The organism is Mammaliicoccus sp. H-M34 (assembly GCF_022386495.1).
Taxonomy (GTDB): Bacteria; Bacillota; Bacilli; order Staphylococcales; family Staphylococcaceae; genus Mammaliicoccus; species Mammaliicoccus fleurettii.
In genome coordinates, this window is sequence record NZ_JAJNIK010000004.1 from 78732 (window position 1) to 95667 (window position 16936).

Annotated in this window: 16 protein-coding genes; 10 read left to right on the top strand and 6 right to left on the bottom strand. The window is 30.2% G+C overall.

What is annotated here, in order from left to right; genetic code table 11:
- The first annotated feature begins 77 nt into the window (after positions 1 to 77).
- Together LQ608_RS06680 and LQ608_RS06685 are read left to right on the top strand one after the other, a co-directional pair.
- Positions 78 to 845 (top strand): N-acetylglucosaminidase, encoded by a 768-nt coding sequence (locus tag LQ608_RS06680; protein WP_239750900.1) that lies wholly within the window; start codon positions 78 to 80, stop codon positions 843 to 845.
- Positions 846 to 1161: 316 nt separating this feature from the next.
- Complete coding sequence (locus LQ608_RS06685; RefSeq protein ID WP_239750902.1) at positions 1162 to 2289, top strand: FAD-dependent monooxygenase; 1128 nt, start codon at positions 1162 to 1164, stop codon at positions 2287 to 2289.
- Between the two features lie 137 nt (positions 2290 to 2426).
- Here the strand turns inward: LQ608_RS06685 and LQ608_RS06690 are convergent, their stop codons facing one another.
- Both LQ608_RS06690 and LQ608_RS06695 read right to left on the bottom strand, forming a co-directional pair.
- Entirely contained in the window at positions 2427 to 3974 is a 1548-nt protein-coding gene (locus LQ608_RS06690) for a solute symporter family protein (protein ID WP_239750904.1), read from the bottom strand.
- Positions 3971 to 4282 (bottom strand): DUF485 domain-containing protein, encoded by a 312-nt coding sequence (locus tag LQ608_RS06695; RefSeq protein ID WP_078357029.1) that lies wholly within the window; start codon positions 4280 to 4282, stop codon positions 3971 to 3973. The genes LQ608_RS06690 and LQ608_RS06695 overlap by 4 nt, the downstream gene beginning before the upstream one ends.
- Positions 4283 to 4543: 261 nt before the next feature.
- Between LQ608_RS06695 and LQ608_RS06700 the strand changes: the two genes are divergently transcribed.
- Genes LQ608_RS06700 through gmpC form a run of 3 tightly spaced genes read left to right on the top strand, consistent with a single transcriptional unit; the run spans position 4544 to position 7102 of the window.
- Positions 4544 to 5563, top strand: a complete 1020-nt coding sequence (locus LQ608_RS06700; protein WP_078357028.1) for a methionine ABC transporter ATP-binding protein — start codon at positions 4544 to 4546, stop codon at positions 5561 to 5563.
- Positions 5563 to 6222, top strand: a complete 660-nt coding sequence (locus tag LQ608_RS06705; protein WP_239750906.1) for a methionine ABC transporter permease — start codon at positions 5563 to 5565, stop codon at positions 6220 to 6222. Before LQ608_RS06700 ends, LQ608_RS06705 begins: the two co-directional genes overlap by 1 nt.
- A gap of 37 nt (positions 6223 to 6259) precedes the next feature.
- Positions 6260 to 7102 carry a dipeptide ABC transporter glycylmethionine-binding lipoprotein gene (gene gmpC / locus LQ608_RS06710; RefSeq protein ID WP_239750907.1) on the top strand — a complete coding sequence of 281 codons (843 nt, stop codon included), beginning with the start codon at positions 6260 to 6262 and terminating at the stop codon, positions 7100 to 7102.
- Positions 7103 to 7146: 44 nt separating this feature from the next.
- On the opposite strand, the gene LQ608_RS06715 is transcribed toward gmpC, so the two are convergent.
- From LQ608_RS06715 to LQ608_RS06725, 3 genes are all read right to left on the bottom strand, one after another.
- A complete protein-coding gene (locus LQ608_RS06715) occupies positions 7147 to 8436 on the bottom strand; it encodes a cation:dicarboxylate symporter family transporter (RefSeq protein WP_239751109.1) in 1290 nt (429 codons plus the stop codon).
- Between the two features lie 241 nt (positions 8437 to 8677).
- On the bottom strand, positions 8678 to 9076 hold the full coding sequence (locus LQ608_RS06720; protein WP_239750909.1) for a DUF4870 domain-containing protein: 399 nt from the start codon (positions 9074 to 9076) through the stop codon (positions 8678 to 8680).
- Between the two features lie 381 nt (positions 9077 to 9457).
- Positions 9458 to 10021, bottom strand: coding sequence for a CHAP domain-containing protein (locus LQ608_RS06725; RefSeq protein WP_239750911.1), 564 nt, complete (start codon positions 10019 to 10021; stop codon positions 9458 to 9460).
- A 376-nt stretch (positions 10022 to 10397) separates the two neighbouring features.
- Here LQ608_RS06725 and nhaC point away from each other — a divergent pair, with 376 nt between their 5' ends.
- Positions 10398 to 11792, top strand: a complete 1395-nt coding sequence (gene nhaC, locus LQ608_RS06730) for a Na+/H+ antiporter NhaC (RefSeq protein WP_239750912.1) — start codon at positions 10398 to 10400, stop codon at positions 11790 to 11792.
- A 42-nt stretch (positions 11793 to 11834) separates the two neighbouring features.
- Here the strand turns inward: nhaC and LQ608_RS06735 are convergent, their stop codons facing one another.
- Complete coding sequence (locus tag LQ608_RS06735) at positions 11835 to 12629, bottom strand: CHAP domain-containing protein (protein ID WP_239750914.1); 795 nt, start codon at positions 12627 to 12629, stop codon at positions 11835 to 11837.
- Positions 12630 to 13118: 489 nt separating this feature from the next.
- Here LQ608_RS06735 and LQ608_RS06740 point away from each other — a divergent pair, with 489 nt between their 5' ends.
- Genes LQ608_RS06740 through LQ608_RS06755 form a run of 4 tightly spaced genes read left to right on the top strand, consistent with a single transcriptional unit; the run spans position 13119 to position 16869 of the window.
- Complete coding sequence (locus LQ608_RS06740) at positions 13119 to 15137, top strand: helix-turn-helix domain-containing protein (RefSeq protein ID WP_239750916.1); 2019 nt, start codon at positions 13119 to 13121, stop codon at positions 15135 to 15137.
- Between the two features lie 12 nt (positions 15138 to 15149).
- Positions 15150 to 15896 (top strand): transcriptional regulator, SarA/Rot family, encoded by a 747-nt coding sequence (locus tag LQ608_RS06745; protein ID WP_239750917.1) that lies wholly within the window; start codon positions 15150 to 15152, stop codon positions 15894 to 15896.
- 33 nt (positions 15897 to 15929) lie between these two features.
- Complete coding sequence (locus LQ608_RS06750) at positions 15930 to 16478, top strand: tubby C-terminal domain-like protein (protein WP_239750919.1); 549 nt, start codon at positions 15930 to 15932, stop codon at positions 16476 to 16478.
- Between the two features lie 25 nt (positions 16479 to 16503).
- Positions 16504 to 16869 carry a hypothetical protein gene (locus tag LQ608_RS06755; protein WP_239750921.1) on the top strand — a complete coding sequence of 122 codons (366 nt, stop codon included), beginning with the start codon at positions 16504 to 16506 and terminating at the stop codon, positions 16867 to 16869.
- The last annotated feature ends 67 nt before the right edge of the window (positions 16870 to 16936 follow it).

Genomic DNA, 16936 nt, shown 5'->3' on the forward strand with positions numbered 1-16936 from the left:
ATTTGAGAAAATATAAGATAAGTTTAAACAGTAACATTGCTTATATAAATAGAAAAGGTGTGAGTATCATTAACTTTTTGAAAGATAGGTTCTCTTTAATATTAGGACTCACTATTATTATTATATTTATTGTTTTACTATTTATTTTTGAGTCTCCTTTTTTTAAAGATCATCAAACACATACATATGAAGAAGCGCTTGAAATTCAAGTTCAGAGTGACGCGCCTGCTGTAACGCAAAAAGATAATAAATTTGTGTATGCTGATAAAAAAGAGATAGATAAATATATGGATATTGAAAAAAGTAAAACTGATTTTCAATACATTGATATTTCAGAGAAAGTTGATATATCTGAAAAACAAGTTAAAGATATTTTGAAAGATAAGGGTGTACTTAAAGGTAAAGAAAAAGCTTTTATGAATGCTCAAGAAAAATATGATGTGAATATAATTTATTTACTTAGCCATGCTTTTATAGAAACTGGTAACGGTAATTCAGAATTAGCAAGTGGCGTTAAAATGTCTAACGGAAAGAAATTCTATAACTTTTATGGTATTGGTGCTTTTGACCAAGATGCAGTTGAAACAGGTAGCAGTTATGCTCGTAAAAAAGGATGGACTTCACCAGAGAAAGCAATACTTGGTGGAGCTGAATTTGTGAAGAAAGACTATATCAGTAATGGTCAGAATACATTATATAAAATGAGATGGAACCCATATAATCCAGGGCAACATCTATATGCAACTGATGTAAGCTGGGCAACTAGTATAGGTAAAATTATGGAAAGTTATTATGATGACCATAATTTAAAAAAATCAAAAGTATATAAAGATTACTACAAATAACATTAGGGCTGGGACAAATTTATGTCTCAGCCTTTATTTTGAATTCAAATCTACTTTTATGACTTTCTTTACCAGCAATTTTACTGAGAATTGCTTATACTACATTTCTTAAAAGCACACTTGGGTAAAGCATGTGCATAATAATTAAAGTGACAGGAAAAAGCTTGATATAAGCAAACTTTCAATCCAGTTATCTACTGCTAATATAATGATTAGAGGCAGGGATAAATTTATGTCTTAGCCTCATTTATATACTTGTTCATGTTAAAATGTAGTTATATAATTAATTTTTATTTCAAAGAAAGTAGTGAACAAAATGAAAATTGCTGTAATTGGAGCAGGTATTGGTGGACTGACTGCTGCTGGATTACTTTGCCAAACTGGGCATGATGTTTCAGTATATGAAAAACGAAATAGTTTAAATCAAGTAGGTGCAGGTTTAGGAATTGGAAGCAATGTACTAAAAGCACTGAAACAATACAAAATGGCTTATGCTATTGAACAAGAAGGCGCATCTTTAAGAAAAATAGAAATTAGATCTGACTTAGATGTGTTTTTAAATTCATTAATAATGAATCAAGATGAGCATGAAAATATAACGATTCATAGAAATGTACTCCATGAAATTTTAAAAACTTATGTACCTTCAGATCGTATATATTTAAATCATGAATTAAAAGAATTTAAACAAACAGCAGACACGGTTCGTCTATATTTTGAAAATGGCGTTGAAGAACAGTTCGATTTAGTCATTGCTGCTGACGGTATTCACTCGAAAGTTAGAACGAATATTTATCCGAAAGCAATACCTAAATATGCTGGATACACTTGCTTTAGAGGTGTTGTAAATGAAAATTTAGATATAGAGCAAGAAGTAGCATTAGAATATTGGGGTCATAAAGGGAGATTTGGAATTGTTCCTCTAAAAGATAATGAACTTTATTGGTTCTGTACAATGAATGCTAAAGAAAATGACTTGAAATTTAAATCATTTGAAAAACCACACTTACAAGCTTACTTTAACCAATTTCCTAATGAAGTAAGGAAAGTATTAGATGCTCAAGAAGAGTTAGGTATATTGCAACATGATATGTATGATTTAGCACCATTAAAATCATTTATATCAGGAAGAGTTGTTCTAATAGGTGATGCTGCACATGCTACTACACCTAACATGGGACAAGGGGCAGGACAATCTATAGAAGATGCAGTGACATTAACTAATTTAATAAATGATAGAGATATTGAATCAGCTCTGAAACGTTACGATAAATTAAGAACTAAGCATACTAAAAAGGTGATTTTAAAATCAAGAAAGATTGGTAAATCAGCACAAACTTCAAGTACATTGAAGATTAAAATAAGAAATAATATGCTAAAAAGATTATCATCAAAATCATTAAGTAAAAAAGTGAAATTTCTGCAGAAAGCTAAATTAAAATAAAATCTGCTCTGAAGCTATTTGTTTAAATATAGCTATAGAGAAAACACTTCGTTATAGAACTGTAATTAAAACAGACGAGGTTGAGACAAATTAATTGTCTCAGCCTCGTCTGTTTTTTGATAAAAATCATTTCTATCTTAATGTGAAATATCTGAAGTAGATATACCTGTAGCTGCCTTAACTTGCACTTCTCTGAATTTATCATGAGATTCAGTCTTGCCTAAGAATGTACCTACGAATGCTCCTAAGAAACCTGCTGGTACTGAAATAATAGCAGGATTAGATAACGGGAAGATAGGTGACATTGTAATAAATGCTGTTCCATCAGGATTCATGACATTAGGACTTAGTATAACAAGTACTAATGAAACAATTAGACCTACAGCTATACCGACAATTGCACCTTGAGTATTAAATCTCTTCCAGAATATTGTAAATACGATTACTGGTAAGTTTGCACTAGCTGCAACACAGAATGCTAGTGATACTAAAAATGCAACGTTTAAGTTTTGAGCAAATAATGCTAATACAATTGATATTACTGAAACAGCTAAAGAAGCTAATTTAGCGGCTTTCATTTGTTCACGCTCTGTTATTTTCCCTTTTTTAATAACTTGCCCATAAATATCATGTGCAAATGCAGATGCCCCAGTCAGTACAAGACCTGCAACTACAGCTAAGATAGTGGCAAATGCAACTGCTGAAACAAATGACATTAAGAAGTCTCCGCCTAATTTAGCAGCTAATAACGGTGCGGCCATATTACCTGCAGGGTTAGCAGCAATGATTTCCTCTCGAGTTAATAAAGCTGCAGCACCGAACCCTAAGAATATAGTTAATATATAAAAAATACCGATAATCCAAGTTGCCCACATTACAGAAGATCTAGCTGTTTTTGCATCTTTAACTGTAAAGAAACGCATAAGAATATGTGGTAAGCCTGCTGTACCAAATAATAAAGCTATAATTAGCGATATATTATCTAATGGAGGTTTACCTTGTGAACCTGGATTAATAAAATCTCCTTTAAAGTCGGAAGATTTGATGTTTTGCATCTCTCCGAACATTGTAGATATGTTGAAATTAAAATGAAGTAAAACTAAAAACGTGATAATAACTGTACCAATCATCAATAACACAGCTTTAACCATTTGTACCCAACTTGTTGCAGTCATACCTCCAAAAAGTACATATATAGTCATCATAATTCCAACTAATATGACAGCTAGTATATAAGGAATACCAAACAGTAATTGAATAAGCGCGCCAGCACCAACTAACTGTGCCAACATATAAAAAATAACGATTGTGATTGATGAAACTGCAGCCATTGCTCTAACTTTCTTAAGTTCAAACCTAGCTGCTATCATATCAGCTAATGTATATTTACCTAAGTTTCTTAATGGCTCAGCAACAATATACAATACGATTAGATAAGCTGTTAAATAACCGATACTATAGAAGAAACCATCAAAGCCCCATAATGCAATTGCACCTGCGATACCTAGAAATGATGCTGCTGATAAGTAATCACCAGCAATAGCTAAACCGTTTTGCCATCCTGTAAGGCCTCCACCTGCTGTATAAAAGTCATTAGTCGATTGAGTTCTTTTAGATGCAAAATATGTAATAAATAATGTAATGCTGACAAATATTAAAAACATTATAACTACTATTGGATTCATCTTTGTTGCTCCTCTCTATATGTCTTTAATAATGCTTCAGCATCTTTATCAAAAGATTTAGCTTTACGCATATATAAAGTTACAAGTGTCCAAACCATAATAAAAAGCAATAGTGCATAAATCCATGCCCATGAAATATTCCAAAATGCGATGTTATTTAAGAATGTTGTATAACCGGTTAATACTGGGAAAAGAAGTGTAGCAATAATAAAGAAGATAGAAATAGGAAAAATAAAAGCATTTCTTTTTTTAACAAGTTCTTTAAATTTCGGATCATTCGCTAAACGTTTATAATCATGCTCTGCCATTAAAATAACCCCCTTTTATTTGAATGTAAAAATACATCTTAGGTTTCATTTTATTAATATGTCACAAAATTGTCAATAAATTATTGTTAACGCTTACATTAATTGAAAAGTATATAGTAATTGGATTTCAATAAATTATGAGTAAAAATACTATCTTAAAATAAGAATATTTAGAAAAAATTGAAATTTAGTGTTGACGATAATGATAAACATCAATATAATTCTTATCATATTAATAAGAATTCGAAGGGATAATTACATATGATAGAGTTTAAAAATGTTAATAAGGTTTTCCAACAAAAGAATTCTAAAATACAAGCATTAGAAGATGTAAGTTTTAAAGTTGAAGAACAAGATATATTTGGTGTTATAGGATATAGTGGCGCCGGTAAAAGTACTTTAGTTAGGCTTGTAAACGTGTTAGAAGAAAAAACATCAGGAGAAGTTATTGTAAATGGGCATGACATCAATCAATATTCAAAAAAAGAATTACAAAGTGTAAAAAAGAATATTGGTATGATATTTCAGCATTTTAACTTATTAAATTCTAAAACTGTATTTAATAATGTTGCGATGCCATTAGTTTTACAAGGAACAAATAAAAGCAAAATTAAAGAAAAAGTTGATGAGTTATTAAAATTTGTTGGATTAGAGGATAAAGGAAAGCAGTATCCAAATGAATTATCAGGAGGACAAAAACAAAGAGTAGCAATTGCTAGAGCATTGGTAACTGATCCAAAAATACTATTATGTGATGAGGCAACTAGTGCGCTTGATCCAGCAACTACGGATTCCATTTTGAAATTGTTAAAAAGAGTCAATGAACAATTTGGCGTTACGATACTATTAATCACTCACGAAATGAGTGTTATTCAAAAAATATGTAATAAAGTTGCAGTAATGGAAAATGGGAAAGTGATAGAAATCGGACCGGTATTAGACGTCTTCAGTCATCCTCAGACACTAACTGCAAAGAATTTTGTCTCGACAGTAATTACAACAGATATTTCGCCGAATTTACGTAAATTAATTCCAGAGAATCAAAATGCAACAGACATTAAGTTATATATAGATGGAGAGCAAGTCACACAATCAATAATTAATGATTTAATTACTAAGTATCACGTTCAAATTAATGTCTTATTTGCCTCAATGTCTGATATTCAAGGTATTCCAGTTGGGTATTTAACATTACGTTTAAATGGAGAGCAAAAAGCAATTCAAAATAGTTTTCAATATTTAAATGAATTAAATATTGAGTTTGAGGAGGTTGAAGCATAATGTTTGGCTCATCATTAGATTCATCTCAATTATTAGATTCGATATATCAAACGTTATATATGGTAACAGTATCTTTAGTGATTGGTGCTTTGATAGGTATTCCGTTAGGTATATTACTCGTTATAACAAGAAAGAATGGTATTTGGGAGAACAGTATTATCTATTATGTTCTCAATCCAATTATAAATATTTTCAGATCTTTACCTTTTATTATTTTATTAATTGCAATCGTACCATTCACAAAATTAATTGTAGGTACATCTATAGGTACATCGGCTGCGATTGTACCATTAACAATATATGTAGCACCATACATAGCTAGACTAGTGGAGAATTCATTATTAGAAGTAAATTCTGGTGTTATTGAAGCGGCTCATTCTATGGGAGCATCACCAATTCAAATAATTAGATATTTTTTATTACCAGAAGCTTTAGGTTCATTAATTTTAGCATTAACAACATCAATTATAGGATTGATTGGTGCTACAGCAATGGCAGGAGCTGTTGGAGGTGGCGGTATAGGTGATTTAGCACTTGCATACGGCTATCAAAGGTTTGATACGATCGTTATCATAATTACAGTTATCATACTAGTTATTATGGTACAGCTCATCCAATCTTTAGGTAATGTGTTGTCTAGACTTGTTAGAAGAAGTTAAGTTATTAATTATTCATAAATTTAAAGGAGTGCTTTGAATGAAAAAGGTTTTAACATTGATAGTGGCATTAGTATTGATATTGGCAGCTTGTGGAGACAAAAAAGACGATAAAAAAGTAACAATTGGCATTGCATCAAATGATACAGCAGTGTGGGATAAAGTGAAGGAACTTGCTAAAGAAGATGGAATAGATATAGAAATCAAACAATTCTCCGATTACAATGTTCCAAATAAAGCTTTATCTGATGGAGATATTGATTTAAACTCATTCCAGCACTTTGCCTTTTTAGATCAATTTGAAAAAGCAAATAAAGGAACGGATATTACACCGATTAGAACAACAGTCTTTGCGCCATTAGGGATTTATTCTAAAGAAATTAAAGACATCAAGAAGTTGAAGAACGGAGCTAAAGTCGTTATTCCAAATGACGTATCAAACCAAGCTAGAGCTTTAAAGCTACTCGAAAAAGCAGGGTACATTAAACTTGATAAGAATTTTGGTTTAGATGGAGGTCCTAAAGATATTGTTGAAAATAAAAAGAACTTAGATATTAAAGCTGTAGATGCTCAACAAACAGCAAGAGCAATAGACGAAGTAGATATATCTATCATTAATAATGGTGTTGCTTCAAAAGCAGGGCTAGATCCTAAGAAAGATCCAATATACTTAGAAGATCCTGATGCAAATGCAGCTAAACCATACATTAACTTTATTGCAGCAAATACGAAAGATAAAGACAACAAAACTTACAAAAAAATAGCGGACTTATATCATTCTGAAGAAGCTAAAGATGCTTTAAAAGAAGATACTAAAGATGGAGAAATTGTTGTAGATTTAAAACAAGATGAAATTAAAAAAATTCAAGATTCATTAAAATAAAACAAAATAAAAAAGATTCGGCTCCCCTTAGCCGAATCTTTTTTTTAGGCTTTTTTAAATGTTTTAAGATATTCTTGTCCTTTTTTAGCGTCATATTTATTTTCCCATTTAGAGATAACGACTGTTGAAAGTGCATTGCCGACAACATTAACACATGTTCTCATCATATCTAATAATCTGTCTATACCTATAATTAATGCTAAACCTTCAGGATTAAGGCCCATAGATCCTAAAGTTGTGATTAAAACAACTATTGAAGTACCAGGAACTGCTGCCATCCCTTTAGAAGTAATCATTAAAGTAAACATTAATATCAATTGTTCTACAAGTGTTAAATGCACACCATACATCTGTGCAACAAACAATGCTGCTATTGATTGGTATAATGCAGAACCATCTAAATTAAACGTGTATCCAGTTGGTACAACAAATGATACAACATCTTTTGGTGCACCGAACTTTTCCATTTTTTCCATAACAGATGGAAGTACTGTCTCTGAACTTGAAGTAGAGAATGCTAATAATAAATCGTCTTTTAATATACGAATAATAGAGAATATATTAATTCCACAAATTTTTGCTACTATTCCTAATACGACAATAATAAAGAAAACCATAGCTCCGACTACAACTGCCATTAATTTTATAAGTGGAATTAACGCAGATAAACCGAATGTCATGATAGTTACACAAATAAAAGCAAAGACACCATAAGGCGCTAATCTTAAAATTCTATGTATCATCCAGAACACTGCTTCTAAAGTACCACTTAAAACATCTTTGACAGGTTGACCTTTTTCTCCTATAGCTGCTATTGCTAATCCAAAGAATACAGCAAAGAAAATAATAGGAAGTAATTCTCCTGCAGTTAATGCTTCGAATATATTTGTAGGGATAATTCCAACAATAGTATCAATCATATGATTTCCATAAGTAGATTTCTCTGCTGCATCAGCAGTTTGTTCATATTTAGAAATATCACCTTTAGGAAGTTTATTTGCGTCTATTCCTAAGCCAGGTTTAAACAGGTTTCCAAACAGGATACCTAATCCAATTGCGATAGTAGTGATAATTTCGAAATACAAAATAGTCTTCCAACCATATCTACCAACTGTATGCATGTCACCAACATTAGATATTGATAATGCTAGTGAACAGAATACGATAGGTATAACAATCATTTTAATAAGATTTAAAAATATATCACCAACAGGTTGTATAAATTTAATTAATTGATCTTGTCCATTTAAAAAATAACCTACAACAACACCTAATATTAAAGCAATTAATATTTGTGTAGGTAAGCTTATATATCTTCTTCTTGGTTTTTTCAATTTTTGATCCAAAAAAACTCCTCCTTTAAAGCACTGTAGTATAAAATGCAAAAAAAAATTATGCCTTCCTTCTATGGAAGTGCACAAAGAACGTTTGAAAAAGGGATTTACAAATTTAGTACTCTCTTTTGAGTATAAGAGTATACGTAATTTTAGCATCATTAGTTATTATAGTAATTAATCAGTTTTTCTCTAAAAAAGAAAAAGAACACTTTTGTGGATAAAAGTGTTCTTAAAAATATTACTTTATGAATCTAATTGAAAACGGTGGTAAATAAGTTTCACCGTTATAAGACTTCATAGCACCTATAATCGTAAATACGAATAGTAAAACAGTTAAAATAGGTATTAAAATAAAGCCAATTAAAATTAAGCATAATAATCCAGAAACAATACTCCAAATAGTATATGAAATAAAGAAGTTTAAGTAATCTTTACCAACTCTATCGACAAAAGGTGAACCGTCTCTTTTAATTAACCATATGATAAGTGGTCCAAATAGAGATGTAAAGAAACTTGTAAGATATATCAACATACCGAATAATCTATCATCATCAGTGGTATTTGTATTTTGATGCACTTGAGCATTATCGTCATTTAAAGTTGACTGTTGAAATGGATTTTGTTCATTATTATTCATAACTTTTCCCTCCTTGATTAATTTAAGTATACAATTTTCAAAGCAAATAGCCAATTATAAAAAATGGTGGTAAGAGGTGTTGTTAGAGACATAATTCCGAGAAAAGTCCGTAAGAGGTGTCGTTAGGGACATAATTCTGAGAAATGTCCGTAAGAGGTGCTGTTAGGGACAAAATTCCGAGAAATGTCCGTAAGAGGGGTGCTAAGGGACATAATTCCGAGAAAAGTCCGTAAGAAGTAGGATCTAAGGAACATAATCCAGAATTATGCCATTAACCACAACCGAAATCTACATTATAAAAATGCACATAAAAAAACTCTCCCTATCCTAAATTATATCTAAAGGATTGGAAGAGTTTATAATTTTATAATTCATTATTTCTTAGTGAATGTAGTTGTAAGATCCAGCTTCTGATGCTGAGATTGTACGAGATGATACTACGCCTTCACCTTGGTAGTTCATTTCTGAAACTTCGATACTACCGTCTGAGTTTACATTTTCAACGTAAGCTACGTGACCGAATGCTCCAGCTGATGATTGTAAGATTGAACCTTCTTTAGGTGTATTGTTTACTGTATGGCCGTCAGCTGCTGCATTTGAAGCCCATTGGTTAGCGTTACCCCAAGTTGCACTGATTGAGTCTCCATCAGCTTGTTTTTTGTCAAATACATAATAAGTACATTGTCCAGCTGTGTATAAGTTAGCTGATGAACCTGATGTTTGAGTTGCAGTTTGAGTTACTGATGAAGAAAATGACTGACTCATGTTTGAAGTGTTGTAATTTTGGCTATAGTTATTAGTATAGTTAGAACTAAAGTTTTGAGTTTGAGTTTGTTGAGAAGCTTGAGTGTTATTATAAGTATCTGCTGAAGCTTCTTCTCCACTTCCTATAACTGTTGTTGCTAATCCCGTAGTTAGTACTGCTAATGTTGTTAATTTTTTCATTTTAAATATTCCTCCGTGAATTTCGTATATGTTTTAATTTATAATTTGAGTTTTAGTTATGTCGTTTTCCGACGACAAATATTACTTTAACAGATGAATTTAGCTTTGTGTTGATTTTCATACAGTTGTTACTTAATCATAATGCTATTCAATCTTTTAGTAATATTCTTGAGAAATTATGACAACTAGTAATATGGGATTAGCATTATCATTATAGGGTTTTGGTTGAATTGTGAGAAAACGGCTGTCATTTTCTTGTAATATTATATTTACGTAATTAATAATTTGATGATGAGTAGTTAGCATAAATTGCAACTGCTTTTTTACTATATAAAATGAAATGTTTGTCTGTTTTTATAAGTAGAGGGGGAATTATATGAAGAGACTACCTACTTTGTTTGAAGCGATTTCCAGTATTGTCGTAATGGGACTAGTAGTATTGGTTGGTTTTGGTATATTGCATTATCCAATTCAACCATTATTAATTATTGCAGCGGTATACGCGAGTTTTATAGCATTTAGAGTAGGTTTATCATGGGAAGATTTACAAGATGGCATTACAAAAAGACTCGCTACAGCTATGCCAGCTATATACATAATTTTTTCAGTAGGTATTTTAATAGGGACATGGATGTTTTCCGGAACTGTTCCAGCATTAATTTATTATGGATTAGAATTGATTAATCCGACATATTTTTTAGTAACAGCATTCATTATTACAGCAGTTACATCTGTAGCAACAGGAACTGCATGGGGATCGGTTGGAACGGCAGGGATTGCTTTAATTGCAATTGCTAATGAAATGAATATTCCAACAGGTATGGTTGCAGGTGTTGTAATAGCTGGTGGTGTTTTTGGAGATAAAATGTCACCACTTTCTGATACAACTAATTTAGCAGCCTTAGTAACTAAAGTTAATATATTTAAACATATACAACATATGATGTGGACAACCATACCTGCATCAATAATTGGATTAATTGTATGGTTTATTGCAGGATTGCAATTTAGCTCTGAAAATATTGAAAATAAACGTATGAATATTTTATTAAATAATATAGGTGAGGCTTTTAATTTAAATTTTTGGGTATGGTTACCAGTAATCGTTATTGTTGCCGGTATTAGTATTGGAAAACCAACAGTACCAATGATGTTGTTATCAAGCTTAGTAGCCATGTTTGTAGGTGTTATAAACAATGGATTTGAAATAGTTGATGCGTTTAATGTGACAATGAACGGATTCGATATAGGTATGACGAGTTTATCAAGTAATGAAGTATCGAATTCAATGGTAGATCTCGTTAAACGTGGTGGCATTATGAGTATGACTGAAATAGTTGTTACTATTTTTTGTGGTTATGCATTTGCAGGGATAGTTGAAGCTTCTGGCAGTTTGAAGGTTATATTAACAACTATATCTAGCAAAGTTTCAAAAGATTCACATCTTATATTAGTGACAATAGCTGGAAGTTTAATACTTGTATTTGCTGCCGGTGTTGCATCAGTTGTGATTATTATGATTGGTGTATTATTGATGGATATGTACAATGAGAGAAAGTTGGATCGTGTAAATCTATCTCGAACATTAGAAGATTGTGGAACGATGGTATTACCATTTATTCCGTGGGGAACATCAGGTATTTATTACCGTGATTTATTACATGTTTCGTTAGGAGATTTCTTCTGGTGGGCGGTGCCATGCTATTTATGTGTATTCTTCGCAGCATTTTATGGTATCACAGGTATAGGTATTAAAAAAATAAAAGCATAAAAAAAGAGCAATCATATGATTGCTCTTTTTTATATATTATTCTTAGTGAATGTAGTTGTAAGAACCAGCTGCTGAAGCTGAGATAGTACGACTTGAAACAACACCAACACCTTGGTAGTTCATTTCAGAAACTTGGATAGAACCGTCAGAGTTTACTTTATCAACGTAAGCTACGTGACCATATCCACCAGCTGTAGATTGTAAAACTGAACCTGAAGCTGGTTTGTTATTTACAGTGTAACCTGATTGAGCTGCTGCGCTAGCCCAGTTATTTGCGTTACCCCAAGTGCTACCTAAGTCAGGACGTTTGCTGAATGCATAATAAGTACATTGACCTGAAGTGTATAAGTTAGCTCCTCCGCCAGTTGATGGGCGTGAAGTTGATGTAGATGTAGTGCTAACGTTTGAACTTGAGTTTGATGTAGTAGTTGCATTGTTACTTGATGATGGTGCTTGTGTAGTAGTAACATGTACGTTATTTTGGTTTGAAGAAGAATTATTTGAATCTCCTAAACCACCACCATTTGGTGCAGCATTGAATGCTGGTTGTGAATAATTTGTATTTGAAGCTGCTTCGTTATTTGAAGAAGCTGTATTGTTTGATGATGTAGTGTTAGCTACTTGTTGTTGAGCTTGGTTACCATATTGAGATGAAGGATTCCAGTTACCTTCCCAAGTGTAATGGTAGTTACCTTGTTGGTCGATTGTATAATTGTAAGAATAAGAATAAGGATCGTTTTGGTTATATCCTTGGTTGTTTTCTGCTGCGTCTGCGTCATGTGCCATAAATGTTGCGATTCCCGCTGTTGCGATTGCTGCTGTTGCTAATTTTTTCATAATTTGTAAATCCTCCTAGATAATTTAAAAATATTTTTTTCGTATATGTTTTATGTTTTTTTCTAATAAGTTTTTTTCTCTGCTGTTTATCAACAAAATCTACTTTATCAGAAATGAATTACTTTGTGTTGAATGTTAAAGCTTTGTAATTTAATTTAAATATCTAATGATTTCATGTAATAATTCCGAACATTTCGCAATGATTAAGAAATGCTGTAGCAACGGTGTTTTAAGGTGTAAAATCGGAGAAAGTCTATTTCCTTGTTACACGTTTGTAATATTTAAGACATAATAAAATATTTGACTTTGCTAATTAATAATATTATTTATATTTGATTTACATAAAAGTTATAGCTTTTAAGGAAATAAAATAAGTACAAAATTTCATAATAAAAAGTCAAGAATAAAGTATTTTTAATATTATTTGTTGAATTATAATTATCCTTACTTATAAATAAAGATGTTTCAAGTTGAATAGAGGTGTTTAAAATGCTGATTGATTGTAATTTGAAATTTTATCAAACCTTAAATGTTCAATCAGAATTTAATATAGGTTTACTAATACTATATATAATAGAAGGAAGTAGTAATATTTCTATAAATGGTAAAACTAAAAAATATAAGTCGAATGACTTCATTATTATAAATGACTTAGATCATTACCGTATTTTATCGGCTAAGAAAAATGTCATTGCAAGTTTGTGTTTATCAAGAGTAGAACTTGATTATTTCTTTCAATTTAATAAAAGGTACTACATTAACAAAGATAAACTTGATTCGAGTATGCTCAGATTCTATATGAATAAGTTAATTGTAAATTACTTAAATAATAAACGTAAAAAAGAAAAGAGAAATAAAATATTTGAACATCTTAACCAGTTAGTTATGACACTACGTTTATATAGAGAGTTAGATGAAACAGTTGAATATAGCATGAATAATGACATAAATAAAGCTATAGATTATATGTATCATAATTATAAAAATAAATTGTATATTGGGGAAGTAGCGACAAAATCATTATTATCTGTAAGGTGGTTTTCTAACAAGCTTGTAGAAGTAACGAGTATGCGTTATTGGGATTTAATAAGTGCTATTCGTTTATCTTACAGTACATTTGATTTAATGTATTCTAAAAAATTAATATCTGAAATAGCGAATGATAATGGATTTACAAATGAATCAGGATTTATTGGACATTTTAAAAATAAATATGGAGTTACCCCAGGAAAATTTAGAAAACAACTTGATAATGATCAATACTATCCATTTCATAATAAAAACACGACACTATTTCAAAATTTTGAGCAGTTAAATGAACAGATCAAATATTTAACAGATAGTGATATTGACTATGTCAATATGGATATAAATTTTAAAAATAAACTAAGTTCAAAAATTACAACTCCAAACTTACTAATTTATATTAGAAATATAGAATCACTTACTAATAATTTTCAACAATCAAAGTTGTTATCTATGAGAAGGGAAATTGGTTTATATGGATTGTTATTTTCAAATCAGCTATTTTATGAGCTATATCAGTCGAATTTTGAAAATAATAAACTTGTACATCAAATGTTTTCTTTTTCATTAGAACACCAATTTGATATTTCATTCGAGGTAAAGTTAACAAGAAACGAAAATTTAGAAGAAATTATAATGTTTTTTAAGAGATTATTAAATTATTTAACAGATTGCACATATTTTTATGGACAACGTAGTTTTCAATTCTATATCGATGCATCGTATCACCAATATAATCGTATTTCTAAAATCATAAAAGAGTACTTAAAAGAATCTAGTGTGATATTGATACTTAACAAACAAAACAACTATTTAGCAAAGCGAATGTCTCATAAAATGGATGACAAAAACCAAATAGCATGTAAAGTACATCAAGAAATAGACTCCGACAAAGATATAACATCTATATTGAAAAATAATCCCTCGTTAAATATCTTCTATCAACCTAAAATCCCTAATCGAATTGAGTCACTAATATCAATATTTAAATGGAGTATCGAATTTAACCAAAATATTTCAATGATTATTGATGATACTTGGATAGATAGTATGATTCCTTCACAAAGCAGCCATCTCATGATTAAAGAATTACAATTAAATAAGGAAAGTCAGTATCAACTATTCGAATTGATACTAACTTTAAAACGTTTGCGAGGAGATATTGTTTACTTCAATGGTTTGATACTGATGACACATTATCTTAATGAATATCAAATTATTATTTTCCCAAATATGAAAGTTTTTAATAGATTGCATCAAAGGCTAAATATCAATGGTTTTAAGTTAGGTGAAATTGAATATAGACATCATGACATCTTTATCAAAAATAATCGGATTTTAATTAATCAAAATAGCGAAAGTGAAGGTAACAATAAAGATACCGAAGTAAGTTTTAAAAAAGAAACTGGAAAGTTAATTGTTCAGTTTTATACTTCTCCAGATGTTATTAAGCATATTTATATAAAACGAAAAATAAACTAAGGTGGTATTACAATGGAAAAACAAATTAAAAATTTACTAAACTTACATTATTTAAATATTCAAGCGAAGAAAATTTTGAAAAAAGAATATGCATTAAATATTTACCATTTAAAAGTTTTGAAATATATAGATGATAACAAAAAGAAAACTGAGTTTAACTCATCAGAAATCAAGGAAGTACTTGATATTAATCAAACAATGTTAACTCATGTTCTTTCATATCTACATAACTTGGACTATTTTAAAAAAGAGAGATCAAAGATCGATGAGAGAAAAGTCCTTATAATGGTAGAAACTCGTCACAAAAACAAAATTAATCAATTAATTCACCATATAGAAATGAGTATGCATAATGATTTAAGGACAATCGATTTCAACATTACAGAAAACAATTTGTTAGATTATATTTTGAGATTAAATGCGTGTATTGCATTAATGCATAATACCATTAGTAATAAATACAAAATCAATATAGATCACTTTATGATATTGCTATTTATTCAACAAAGAAATCAACGAAGATGTACATTAAAAGATATAAAAAATAAATTTGGATGGGACTTAGTTAAAATTAACAAATCTATAAAGACACTTGTTCAATTAAAATATGTCAGTAAAAAAAGAGATGAGAAAGATGAAAGGGTTGTATTAGTGGATATTTATAAAAATGTTGAATTAGAAGTAAACAAAATTATTGAGGAAGTGCTAGCAGAGTATATCAATAATTATGGTGAACAAAATTTAGCTATGGTAAAATGAAGTTATTAAATAAGTGTAATTTTGGAGGCTATTATGACTCATTTTCATTTTAAGGAAAATTTTTGGGGAGCATCAACAAAGCCAATTGAAATTTACGACGAACAAAATAATCCAGCTTTTGTTTTGAGTTTGTACTATACATCTAGTAGACAAGAAACATTTGCATTACTAGGACGAAAAAAGCATAATTTCAAAATCGAATTTGACGGTGGATCGTATAAAGTTTTGCAAGAACGATCATTAGAAGGTAAGTTTAAGACGCCTTTTAAAAACGTATGGGAAGTTTTTAAAAATGACTCTAAGATAGGTACGTTTGAAACGCGATTTGGATTTAAGCCAAAAATCATTTTTAATGGAGCAAAAAATGATTCTTTAATATTTGAGTCTGGATTTATCTCTCGCTCAGTTAAAGTTACGGATCAAGATGGTAAAGATGTTATGGAAACAAAGTCTGAAAGATTTAAAGTTGCTTCTAATCATGATATTAATGTTATAAGTAACCAATACCATCCTGCAATGTTGATTATGTTGTTCCAAGTATTCTTTGAATATCAAGAATATCAAAGAAGTAAATCAAATTAAATTTCTGTGATAGGGGATATTGGCGATGTTTAAATTTTTTAAAAAAGAACATCATTTAAAAAATATTAATAAAAATGAACCTATTAATATAGATGGTATGACGATTGTAGATGCATATTATATTCAAGATAGCCAAGTAGAAGCATATAAAAAAGATAGAGAACGATATAGTGATGCATTAATTTATATTTTGGGTCAGTTTTTTTCAGATGTAGATAGAATGTTTGAAGGTACAGATGATGGTGAAGCCATAGTTGCTTTTAATAATGATGAACCAGTTAAATATATTTATTTAAATCCTGAAACAATTGATCAGATTAGAATATATGAACAAGAAATGCCATTAAAATCTGCAATCATGAGATTTTGTGAATTAGAAAATGATATTTAATATGTAGCAGTGATAAAAGCTAAAGACAATAGCTTTTACCACTGCTACTTTTTTAGAATTTAAATGT

Excerpts from the sequence above, each read along its gene's own strand:
- gmpC (WP_239750907.1), top strand. The coding sequence starts at position 6,260 with ATGAAAAAGGTTTTAACATTGATAGTGGCATTAGTATTGATATTGGCA.
- LQ608_RS06745 (WP_239750917.1), top strand. The coding sequence starts at position 15,150 with ATGGAAAAACAAATTAAAAATTTACTAAACTTACATTATTTAAATATT.
- LQ608_RS06735 (WP_239750914.1), bottom strand. The coding sequence starts at position 12,629 with ATGAAAAAATTAGCAACAGCAGCAATCGCAACAGCGGGAATCGCAACA.
- LQ608_RS06685 (WP_239750902.1), top strand. The coding sequence starts at position 1,162 with ATGAAAATTGCTGTAATTGGAGCAGGTATTGGTGGACTGACTGCTGCT.
- LQ608_RS06720 (WP_239750909.1), bottom strand. The coding sequence starts at position 9,076 with ATGAATAATAATGAACAAAATCCATTTCAACAGTCAACTTTAAATGAC.
- LQ608_RS06705 (WP_239750906.1), top strand. The coding sequence starts at position 5,563 with ATGTTTGGCTCATCATTAGATTCATCTCAATTATTAGATTCGATATAT.
- LQ608_RS06755 (WP_239750921.1), top strand. The coding sequence starts at position 16,504 with ATGTTTAAATTTTTTAAAAAAGAACATCATTTAAAAAATATTAATAAA.
- LQ608_RS06690 (WP_239750904.1), bottom strand. The coding sequence starts at position 3,974 with ATGAATCCAATAGTAGTTATAATGTTTTTAATATTTGTCAGCATTACA.
- LQ608_RS06725 (WP_239750911.1), bottom strand. The coding sequence starts at position 10,021 with ATGAAAAAATTAACAACATTAGCAGTACTAACTACGGGATTAGCAACA.
- LQ608_RS06740 (WP_239750916.1), top strand. The coding sequence starts at position 13,119 with ATGCTGATTGATTGTAATTTGAAATTTTATCAAACCTTAAATGTTCAA.
- LQ608_RS06700 (WP_078357028.1), top strand. The coding sequence starts at position 4,544 with ATGATAGAGTTTAAAAATGTTAATAAGGTTTTCCAACAAAAGAATTCT.
- nhaC (WP_239750912.1), top strand. The coding sequence starts at position 10,398 with ATGAAGAGACTACCTACTTTGTTTGAAGCGATTTCCAGTATTGTCGTA.
- LQ608_RS06695 (WP_078357029.1), bottom strand. The coding sequence starts at position 4,282 with ATGGCAGAGCATGATTATAAACGTTTAGCGAATGATCCGAAATTTAAA.
- LQ608_RS06750 (WP_239750919.1), top strand. The coding sequence starts at position 15,930 with ATGACTCATTTTCATTTTAAGGAAAATTTTTGGGGAGCATCAACAAAG.